Source organism: Mycobacterium nebraskense, assembly GCF_002102255.1.
Classification (GTDB): Bacteria; Actinomycetota; Actinomycetes; order Mycobacteriales; family Mycobacteriaceae; genus Mycobacterium; species Mycobacterium nebraskense.
The window spans coordinates 56,141-66,000 of record NZ_LQPH01000180.1 but is presented as its reverse complement, the minus strand read 5'-3'; the positions used below and the strand labels follow the sequence as shown (position 1 = coordinate 66,000).

The 9,860-nt window shown below is 66.0% G+C and carries 10 protein-coding genes and 1 tRNA gene; 4 read left to right on the top strand and 7 right to left on the bottom strand.

The annotated features are described in order from the left end of the window. The first annotated feature begins 179 nt into the window (after nt 1-179). From AWC17_RS29885 to AWC17_RS29870, 4 genes are read left to right on the top strand one after another with little or no spacing between them, the layout of a single operon-like run. Nucleotides 180-1,235, top strand: a complete 1,056-nt coding sequence (locus AWC17_RS29885) for an FtsK/SpoIIIE domain-containing protein (RefSeq protein ID WP_052742793.1) — start codon at nt 180-182, stop codon at nt 1,233-1,235. Then, nucleotides 1,232-2,602, top strand: coding sequence for a replication initiator (locus AWC17_RS29880; RefSeq protein WP_046184991.1), 1,371 nt, complete (start codon nt 1,232-1,234; stop codon nt 2,600-2,602). The genes AWC17_RS29885 and AWC17_RS29880 overlap by 4 nt, the downstream gene beginning before the upstream one ends. Then, nucleotides 2,580-2,816, top strand: coding sequence for a helix-turn-helix transcriptional regulator (locus AWC17_RS29875; RefSeq protein ID WP_308292940.1), 237 nt, complete (start codon nt 2,580-2,582; stop codon nt 2,814-2,816). The genes AWC17_RS29880 and AWC17_RS29875 overlap by 23 nt, the downstream gene beginning before the upstream one ends. Beyond that, nucleotides 2,816-4,051 carry a site-specific integrase gene (locus AWC17_RS29870; RefSeq protein WP_046184993.1) on the top strand — a complete coding sequence of 412 codons (1,236 nt, stop codon included), beginning with the start codon at nt 2,816-2,818 and terminating at the stop codon, nt 4,049-4,051. Before AWC17_RS29875 ends, AWC17_RS29870 begins: the two co-directional genes overlap by 1 nt. Before the next feature lie 42 nt (nt 4,052-4,093). Here the strand turns inward: AWC17_RS29870 and AWC17_RS29865 are convergent. From AWC17_RS29865 to AWC17_RS29835, 7 genes are all read right to left on the bottom strand, one after another. Continuing rightward, nucleotides 4,094-4,170 (bottom strand) — tRNA-Pro (locus AWC17_RS29865). Between the two features lie 350 nt (nt 4,171-4,520). Next, nucleotides 4,521-5,921 carry a ribosome biogenesis GTPase Der gene (der, locus tag AWC17_RS29860; protein WP_085165650.1) on the bottom strand — a complete coding sequence of 467 codons (1,401 nt, stop codon included), beginning with the start codon at nt 5,919-5,921 and terminating at the stop codon, nt 4,521-4,523. Continuing rightward, nucleotides 5,918-6,601: a (d)CMP kinase gene (gene cmk, locus AWC17_RS29855; protein ID WP_046184995.1), complete on the bottom strand. Its 684-nt coding sequence runs from the start codon at nt 6,599-6,601 to the stop codon at nt 5,918-5,920. Before cmk ends, der begins: the two co-directional genes overlap by 4 nt. After that, complete coding sequence (locus AWC17_RS29850; RefSeq protein ID WP_046184996.1) at nt 6,598-7,341, bottom strand: pseudouridine synthase; 744 nt, start codon at nt 7,339-7,341, stop codon at nt 6,598-6,600. The genes cmk and AWC17_RS29850 overlap by 4 nt, the downstream gene beginning before the upstream one ends. Next, entirely contained in the window at nt 7,341-8,036 is a 696-nt protein-coding gene (gene scpB / locus AWC17_RS29845) for an SMC-Scp complex subunit ScpB (protein ID WP_046184997.1), read from the bottom strand. Before scpB ends, AWC17_RS29850 begins: the two co-directional genes overlap by 1 nt. Then, nucleotides 8,037-8,852, bottom strand: coding sequence for a segregation/condensation protein A (locus AWC17_RS29840; protein WP_046184998.1), 816 nt, complete (start codon nt 8,850-8,852; stop codon nt 8,037-8,039). Beyond that, nucleotides 8,849-9,712, bottom strand: a complete 864-nt coding sequence (locus AWC17_RS29835; RefSeq protein ID WP_046184999.1) for a ParA family protein — start codon at nt 9,710-9,712, stop codon at nt 8,849-8,851. Before AWC17_RS29835 ends, AWC17_RS29840 begins: the two co-directional genes overlap by 4 nt. Nucleotides 9,713-9,860: the final 148 nt, after the last annotated feature.

Genomic DNA, 9,860 nt, shown 5'->3' with positions numbered 1-9,860 from the left:
GCCACACGAAAATCACCACCCCGCACCACAACTCGGCATCAGACCCAGCCCACACCAACTACCATGCAAAATCGAGGCTAGTCTGGCCCGCATCTTTCGATGAATGGGTCACGGCACCGATGAGGTCCAGGTGGCGAATATGGCGTACCTATCGCCACCCCTGGACGACGATTTGTACGTTGCACGGCCTTACGGCCACCATCGGTGAACGCACCCTGGTGCCCACGCTGCAATCAGTAACCATCGACGCCACCTGCGATGTCATTGCCGTGCAGATTCTTATCGGCCAATCCGTGGCTGACTGGCAGAACAAATCAGCCGCACTTACTGAAGCCTTCCAGGCTCAGCGTCTGACCATCAGGGCGGCCAAGCCCCGTGAAATCACGATCACCGCCCACCACCGGGACGCCCTTGCCAAGCCCATCGCCCTGCCCCGCCCGACCCGCGATGCTCTGGTGAACCCAGCCCAGATCGGCGTGGGCGGGACCGAAGGAGGCAAATGGTGGCGGCTCCCCGTCCTGGGACATCACATCTTGGTCGCCGGCGCGACCGGTTCCGGCAAGGGTTCTGTCCTGTGGTCACTGATTGCAGGCCTTGCGCCGGGAATTAGAGCGGGATGGATCCGCGTACTCGCCGTAGACCCGAAGGGCGGCATGGAATTTGGCCGCGGGCAAGAACTATTCGGCAGCTCCGCTTACGACAACGGCCACGACACGGTCGCGCTTCTACGGGCCGCGACGAATATCATGCAAGAGCGGGCGCGGCGACTGCGCGGGCACACCCGACTACACGACCCATCGGTCGACGAGCCGCTGATCGTGCTGATCGTGGACGAAATCGCTTCCCTGACGGCGTATATCGGCGATCGCAAGGTCCGCGCCGAAGCCGAGCAACTCCTCGGACTGCTGCTGTCCCAAGGCCGCGCCGTCGGGGTCTCCGTGATCGCGGCGGTACAAGACCCCTCGAAAGAGGTGCTGCCCATCAGGCAACTGTTTTCTATCCGGATCGGGATGCGGATGGCCGAGTCGTCGCAGACCGCAATGGTCCTGGGCGCAGCGGCTCGTGATGCCGGCGCGGTGTGCGACCAAATTCCAATCACCACTCCCGGCGTCGGGTACGTCTGCCAAGACGGCACCGCCGAACCGTTGCGGGTCCGTGCATTCCATGTCACCGATGCCGACATCGACTACTTGGCTGCGCAGTTCGCCCCTGGGCATAGGACGACCGACCGATGACGGTCGAGTTACCGGGTGTGCCGCCCGAGGTGAATTTCAACGACGTGGTGACACAGATGATCCGGCGGGCTGCCTCGGCCACGTTCGAAACCTGGTGGAAGAAGGTCGATGAAGTGGGATTCTGCGCGAACCCTATCCACTTGATCGGCGGCGACGGACTCGGTCGGGATCATCGGGTACTCACCCGCTGCAACAATCGCCGCGCGATCGTGTGTCCATCATGCTCAGACCTATATGCCCGTGATACTTGGCAACTCATCCACGCCGGCCTTCGCGGCGGACATCACGAAATTCCCACCACCGTTGCTGAGCATCCCCAGGTCTTCGTGACGCTGACCGCTCCCAGCTTTGGCGCGGTCCACACGACTCGTACTATGGGCACTTGTCATCCGTCGCGCGACCAATGGGACCAATGCATGCACGGGAGTCCGCGTCGGTGCGAAGCTGCACACGACCACGACGACCCTAGGCTCGGGCAGCCCTTGTGCCGCGACTGCTACGACTACGTCGGACACGTCCTGTTCTCCTGGCATGCCCCAGAACTGTGGCGGCGCTTTACGATTCAGCTTCGGCGCTTGTTGAGCCGTCAGCTGCGAGACCGAGCAGAGAACCCGAGGGGCACCCGCGTGTCCTTTATGAAAGTTGTTGAACTCCAACGGCGCGCGCTCCCCCACTTCCACGCTGTCATACGCTTGGACGCCGCCTCAGAGCCTGGCCGACCACCCTCGCCGCCGGATACGAGCATCAGCGCGGGTGACTTCGCTGCACTGGTTCGCCAAGCAGCCGTCGCTATCGAAATGACGGCGAGCGGGGACAAGGTGCTCCGGTTCGGCGATCAACTCGATATCAAAATCATTCGATGCGGCGGGACGAGAGAAGTTCAAGACGCAGGAATTTCGAGCCGGCAGATCGCGGCATATTTGGCGAAATACGTGACCAAATCGGTCGCAGACTTCGGCGTCCTCGCCCGCCGATTTAGCCCCGCCGCGATAGATCAACTCGACGTAACCGAACATGTCCGCGGAATCATGAGAACAATCGTCGACCTGGCTGAGCAGGAACCATACGAAGACATGCTGTCCTGGGTGCACACCCTCGGTTATCGAGGCCACGTCATCAGCAAGTCCCGGCAATTCTCGACGACGATGACTGCGCTGCGCGAACGCCGTGCGGCTTGGCGCAAGGACCAAGCCCGGGCCGGCGCTCCGACAGCGATTACGCAAGACGAGCCGAACGCGTCAATGCAGTGGGAATTCGAGCGCTTGGGCCACAGCAGCCTGGGTGACCGTGTCCTCGTCATATCCGGATTCGCCCGCGCTCAAGAACAGCGCTTCGCCGCGCGAGATGCATTGCGAGAGGGGCCGTAACGCGATGAACCCGCCAGATGGATACTGGTACAGTTCGAAGGAACTCGCCGAACTTCTGCACGTCGATGCATCGACCATCCGCCGATGGCGCACATCGAATCCGCCGCAAGGGCCGGCGTTCGTACGAGTATCGAATCGGGTGTACGTGTACAGCTCCAACGACGTCGAGGCCTGGTTGGCCAGTCGTCGCGTGGATCCCGGTGAGGCAGCGTAATGGCCGACGGACTCGATCTGCCGCTGGGCATTTCACTGTCCGCAGATATCGAGTCGCGAAAAGGCACCGTCGAAGCTCACCGAGCCAGGGTGCGGTGGTTCGACCCTGTCACCAAGAAGCGCGTTTCGAAGTCGGAAACGTTCGCGACGCGCGCTGATGCGGAGGACTGGATAAGGCGGACCCGACAACTGGCAGGTCGCGGCATAGATCCGAACACTGCGACCACAACCTTGTCCGCCTATGGCGAAGCCAACATGAAGTTGGCCCTGCGGGGGCTGGAGGGCAAGACAACCGATCCGTATCTAGCCGGCTGGCGCAAGCGAGTTGGGCCGACCCTCGGGCACCTGCCTATCACGATGATCACCAACGGCGCCGTCGACCGAGCTGTGCACGCGTGGATTTCGGATGACTGCAGTCGATCAACCGTCAAGAACAGCCTTGCGGTACTTGTCCGCGTGATGGAGCAGGCGGTACGCGACGGGCTGATCGACCGCAACCCCGCACGCATCAGCGGGTGGCAGCGCGAGTACAAGCTCGCCGAAGATGAGCTCGACAACCCGCGGTCGCTCGCACTTTCTGACTGGGCTGCGCTGATGGCTCTCGCAGACGCTCTCGTCGCGGAGTCGGCGGACCAGTACCAAGGTTGGGGCGATGCTGTCATCTTCGAGGCTTGTACCGCCGCGCGCATCGGCGAAGTGTCGGGCTGCTTGGTCCGCGACATCAATACCGATGACTGGATATGGACCGTGCGTCGCCAAACAACGCCATCGCCCGGCGAGCTGGAAGAGGGACGAACCACGGCATCCGGCGGCGGCCTGGTGGACAAGAACACCAAGGGGCGGCGGGCGCGCCAGGTTCCGTTGATCGACGCCATCCGCGAGCTGGTTCAGCGACGGATCGACCTAGCAGGTGGCGACCCGAACGCCCGCCTTTTCACCGGCCCGAGGGGCGGCCGGATCAGCACCGCCACGCTCCGGGATGCAACCTCCTGGGACGAGGTCGTCGCGAAACTCGGCTATGAGCAGCTCAAGCGCCACAGCTTGCGGCACACCGGGCTGACGTGGATGGCCGACGCCGGCGTGCCCGTGCATGTTCTCCGCAAGATCGCCGGCCACGCTGATCTGAGCACGACGCAGCGTTACCTACACCCCGATCGCCAGTCTGTTGCGAGTGCCGGTGACCTGCTGTCGAAGCACTTGTGGTCCCAAAATGGTCCCAAGCTCCGCGTCGTCTGACTAAGTACCAAAACATCGCGCCAGGTCAAAGGCACTTTCTCTTGGTCGGGCTGACAGGATTTGAACCTGCGACCACTTGACCCCCAGTCAAGTGCGCTACCAAACTGCGCCACAGCCCGGTGCCGCCTCGATCACCGGCAGCAGGTCGAAAGCCTACCGCAGAGGACCCGCTACCCCGCTAATCGACCTTCCCCAACGAGGTGGCCACCTTCTCGACCCAGTTCAGCAGGGCCCTGGCAAGTTCGGATTCCGCCCACACTACGCAGGCGCCGTCGGTCTGCTCGTCGGTCATAGCGGACGCGGTCGGCTGGACGCGCTTGAGCCCCTTGCGTCAGTGGTCTCATGAGCCACATCAGTATCGCTCGGCGACCATTAGGCGATTCGCAAACGCGATATCGCCTGCGCTATCACATTCAAGAATCGCCGATTGGCCCGGGAAAGCCGAATGCATCCCAGAGCTTCAGAGCGCTCAGCGCCGTTTGGCTCCCCGCTTTTCGCGCACCCGCACATTGATCCGGATCGGGCTGCCCTCGAACCCGAAGGTCTCCCGCAGCCGCCGCTCCAGGAAACGCCGGTAGCCGGCCTCCAGAAAACCCGTGGTGAACAGGACGAACGTCGGCGGGCGGGCGGTGGCCTGGGTGGCGAACAGGATGCGCGGCTGCTTGCCCCCGCGTACCGGCGGCGGCGTCGCCGCCACCACCTCTTTGAGCCACGAATTCAGCGGGCCCGTCGGGATGCGCATATCCCACGACGCGAGCGCCGTCTCCATCGCGGGCACCAGCTTCTGCACCGCGCGGCCCGTCCTGGCGGAGATGTTGACCCGTTGGGCCCACCGCAGCTGCACCAGCTCGCGGTCGATCTCGCGCTCCAGCAGCTCTCGCCGGTCCTCGTCCACCAGATCCCACTTGTTGAAGGCCAGCACCAGCGGCCGGCCGGCCTCGATGACCATGGACAGCACCCGCTGATCCTGTTCGGTCAGCGGCTGCGAGGCGTCGATCAGCACGACCACCACCTCGGCCGAGTCGATCGCCGAGTGGGTGCGCACCGAGGCGTAGAACTCGTGCCCGCTGGCCTGGCCGACCTTGCGCCTCAGGCCTGCGGTGTCGACGAAGCGCCACACCTTGCCGCCCAATTCGATCAGCGAGTCCACCGGGTCCACGGTCGTGCCGGCGACATCGTGCACCACCGAGCGCTCGTCCCCGGCCAGCTTGTTCAGCAGCGAGCTCTTTCCCACATTGGGTTTGCCGACCAGCGCGACCCGTCGGGGGCCGCCCGGCGCGGGCGTCGCTTCGGACACCTCCGGCAGCGCGGCCAGTACCTCGTCGAGCAGGTCGGCGACGCCGCGACCGTGTATCGCGCTGATGGCATGCGGCTCACCGAGTCCCAGCGACCACAACGCCGCCGCGTCGGCTTCGCCTTTGTCGCTATCGACCTTGTTGGCGGCCAGGAAGACTGGCTTCCCCGAGCGCAGCAGGATCCGGGCGGCCGCCTCGTCGGCGGCGGTGGCGCCGACGGTGGCGTCGACCACCAAGATCACCGCGTCGGCCGTGCGCATGGCCACCGACGCCTGTTCGGCCACCAGCTGCTGCAGCCCCTTGGCGTCCGGCTCCCACCCGCCGGTGTCCTGCACCACGAACCGGCGGCCGGTCCAGAGCGCGTCATACGACACCCGGTCGCGGGTCACGCCGGGAACGTCCTGCACCACCGCCTCACGCCGGCCCAGGATCCGGTTGACCAACGTCGACTTGCCGACGTTGGGCCGTCCGACCACCGCCACGACCGGCGCGGCGCCGGCCTCGGCCAGCTCGTCGAGCTCGGATTCGACCGATTCCCAATCACTTTCGTCGGTCCAGGTGCCGTCCTGAGTCACCGCACCGCCCCGCTTCGCTGCTCGACCAACTCCAGCAGGTGCTCGATCACTTGCGCCTCGGTCATCTCGCTGGTGTCGACGACCACCGCGTCCGAGGCGGCGCGCAGCGGCGATACCGCTCGGGTGGAATCCAGATGATCGCGGCGTACTACGTCGGCCAGCGCCGCGTCGTAGTCGTCGGCCAGCCCGGCCGCGACGTTCTGATCGTTGCGGCGCCGCGCGCGGGTTTCGGCCGAGGCGGTCAGGAAGATCTTCACGGGAGCGTCGGGCAGGACGACGGTTCCGATGTCGCGGCCCTCGACGACGACGCTGCCGGGTCCCTCGGCCATGGTGCGCTGCATCCCGACGAGGCGGGCGCGCACGGCGGGGACCGATGACACCGCCGAGACCGCGCGGGTCACCTCGTCGCCGCGGATCTCGGCCGAGACATCCTCTCCGGCAAGGAAATACCGGTCGCCCTCGGGGTGGTAGTCCACCGCTAGCTGCGCGGTAGACCCGATCTGCCCGACGGCCTCGGCGTCGCCCGGGTCGACGCCCGCGCGCAGTACCGCCAGCGTCACCATCCGGTACATCGCCCCGGTGTCCAGGTAGCGCGCACCCAGCGCACGCGCCAATCCCCTTGATACCGAAGACTTTCCGGTTCCCGCCGGGCCGTCTATGGCCACTGTCACAGCGTTCACAGGCCGACCGCCTTGTAGAGCTGCCCGACCTCGCCATGGCTCAGAGCCCGGAAGCTGCCCGGCCGCTGCTTGCCCAGTGACACGGGTCCGATGTCAGTGCGCACCAGCGCCTCCACGGGGAAGCCGGCGGCAGCCAGCAGCCGGCGCACGATGCGATTGCGCCCTTCGTGCAACACCACCCGCACCAGGGTCTTGCCCGGAATGGCGTCCACCACCGCGAATTCGTCGACGCGCGCCGGACCGTCGTCCAATTCGATTCCGGCCTTGAGCTTCTTGCCCACCCCGCGCGGCACCGACCCCGTCACCGTCGCCAGGTACGTCTTGGGTACCTCATGGGAGGGATGCATCAGCCGGTGCGCCAGCTCGCCGTCGTTGGTCAGCAGGATCAGCCCCTCGGTGTCGGCGTCCAACCGTCCGACGTGAAAGAGGTTCTTGTTGCCGCGCACTCGGCGTTCCACCAGGTCGCCGATGCACGGCCGGCCACGGTCGTCCGACATGGTCGAGTGCATGCCCCGCGGCTTGTTCAGCGCCAGGTACACCAGCGACTCGTCGAGGACCACCCTGGCGCCGTCGACGCGGATCACCGAGGCGTCGGGGTCCACCCTGGTGCCCAACTCGGTCACCACCTGCCCGTCAACCTCGACACGGCCGTCGATGATCAACTTCTCGGCGGCCCGCCGCGACGCAATTCCAGCTTGGGACAACACCTTTTGCAGGCGGATCCCTTCAGTCTCGACCATCAATCCTGGTCCACGTCGAACGTCAGCGCCTGCTCGGACGACTGACCGCCCGCGAGTTTGATGAAACGCGGCTCACTGTCCAGGGATTCGCTCAGGTCCTCGATCGTGTCGACGTCGGGAAGCAGCGGGGCGATGTCGGGAAGGTCGGCGAGCGACGTCAGCCCCAACCGCTCCAGGAACAGCTCCGTGGTGGCGAACGTCACCGCGCCGGTGTCGTCGTCGACCCCGGCCTCGGTGATCAGGCCGCGCGCCAACAGCGTGCGCATGACGGCGTCCACGTTGACGCCGCGGACTGCGCTGACCCGCGCCCGGGTCACCGGCTGGCGGTAGGCCACCACCGCCAGCGTTTCCAGCGCGGCCCGGGTCAGCTTGGACCGCGCGCCATCCAGCAGCAGCTTCTCCACATACGGCGCGAACCGCGAGCGGGTGTACATCCGCCAGCCCTCGCTGTTCTGGCGCAGGTCGATGCCGCTATCCCGTCCGGTGAGTTCGTCGGCCATCTGCTGCAGCCGCGCGGTGACCCGGTAGACGGGTTGCTGTGTAGCCGCGCCCAGCGCCTCGGCGGTGACCGGGGTGTCGACCACCAGCAGCAGCGCCTCCAGCACGGAGCCGAGTTCCTCGGCGTCCATGGGCGCGGCCTCGGCGATGTCGGGAATGCCGACGTCAAGGTCGACGTCCGGCATCTCTTCACTCATCTACTCGTCCCGCACTTCTACCAAAGCTTCGCTGGCCGGACGTTCCCCGGTCCAAGAAATCTGGAGCACACCCAGCGGCTCCGACTGGTCGAATGCTACCGCCCGGGTCCGATACAGCTCGAGCAGCGCCAGGAAGCGCCCGACTACCTCCATCGGCGCCTCGCAGTCGGCGACCAGCTCGGAGAACGTGGCCCAGTGGCCGCTGCCGCGGGACTCCAGGATCGCCAGCAGCTTCTTGGCCTGCTCGGGCACCGAGACCTGCACCTCGTGCAGGTGACCGATCGCCACCGTCGGCACGGGACGCGGGCTGAATGCGATCGCGGCGATCTGGGCGAACCGTTCGGCGTCGACGCCCAGCATCACCTCCGGCAGCAGTTCGGTGAACCGGTCCTCCAGCGACACGGCGCGCGGATAGCTGCGCAGCGCGGTGGCCTCCAGCTCGGCGAACATCTCCGCGACGTGTTTGAACGCGCGGTACTGCAGCAGCCGGGCGAACAGCAGGTCGCGCACCTCAAGCAGCGCCAGGTCCTCTTCGTCGTCGATCTGCCCGGCCGGCAGCAACCGGGCTGCCTTGAGGTCGAGCAGGGTCGCGGCGACGACCAGGAACGCGGTGGTCTCCTCCAGGTCCAGCTGGGAGCCGATCTCGCGGGTGTAGGCGATGAAGTCGTCGGTGACCTGGTGCAGCGCCACCTCGGTGACGTCGAGGCGGTGGGCGAAGATCAGCTGCAGGAGCAGATCGAACGGCCCCTCGAAGTTGGTCAGGCGGACGTGAAAACCGTTCTTGGGTGGCGCCTCACCGTTCGCGCTGGCCGTCACGCGCCGAATCGGTCGATGAACTCGCGGGCCAGGGCGCGGTAGGCGACGGCACCCGTGGAGCGTGGGGCCCAGGTGGTGATCGGTTCGCCGGCCACGCTGGTCTCGGGGAATCGGACGGTTCGGGTGATGACGGTGTCGAAGACCAGGTCGCCGAACCGTTCCACCACCCGGGCCATCACTTCGCGCGAGTTGACGGTGCGCGGGTCGTACCGGGTAAGCAGGATGCCGCTGATTTCCAGCTTCGGGTTGAGCCGGTCGCGCACCTTGTCGACGGTGTCCGTCAGCAGCGCCAGGCCGCGCAGCGAGAAGAACTCGCATTCGGTGGGGATTACCACACCGTCCGAGCAGGCCAGCCCGTTCACGGTGAGCAAGCCCAGCGATGGCTGGCAGTCGATCAGGACGTAGTCGTAACGGTCCAGCACCGGATGCAACGCCCGGCCCAGGGTCTGTTCGCGGCCCACCTCGTTGACCAGCTGGATCTCGGCTGCCGACAAGTCGATGTTGCTGGGCACCAGGTCCATGTACTTGACCCGCGTCGGCAGCAGCACGTCGTCGATCGACACCCGCGGCTCGACCAGCACGTTATGGATGGTCTTGTCCAGCTCGTAGTGCGGGACGCCGAGCCCCGCGGACAGCGCGCCCTGCGGGTCCATATCCACCAGCAGCACCCGCCGGCCGTATTCGGCGAGGGCGGCACCCAGGTTGATGGTCGACGTGGTCTTCCCGACGCCGCCCTTCTGGTTGCACATCGCGACGACCTTGGCCGGGCCGTGCGAGGTGCGCGGCTGCGGTTCCGGGATCGCCCGCGGCGGCCGTCCGGTCAGACCGAGCTCGACGCCGCTGTCCGGCTGCTCAGTCATGGCGGGGGTGTTCGGGAGGTGAACATCGACCGAAAGTCTAACGGGTACGCGCGCGGAAACCGGGCGACCCGCACGCAATTTACCAGCCAATATGCGCGGAAATTCCTTGTGGCGGCCAGTTTTCGCAAGCCCCGTCACACCAGCCTCA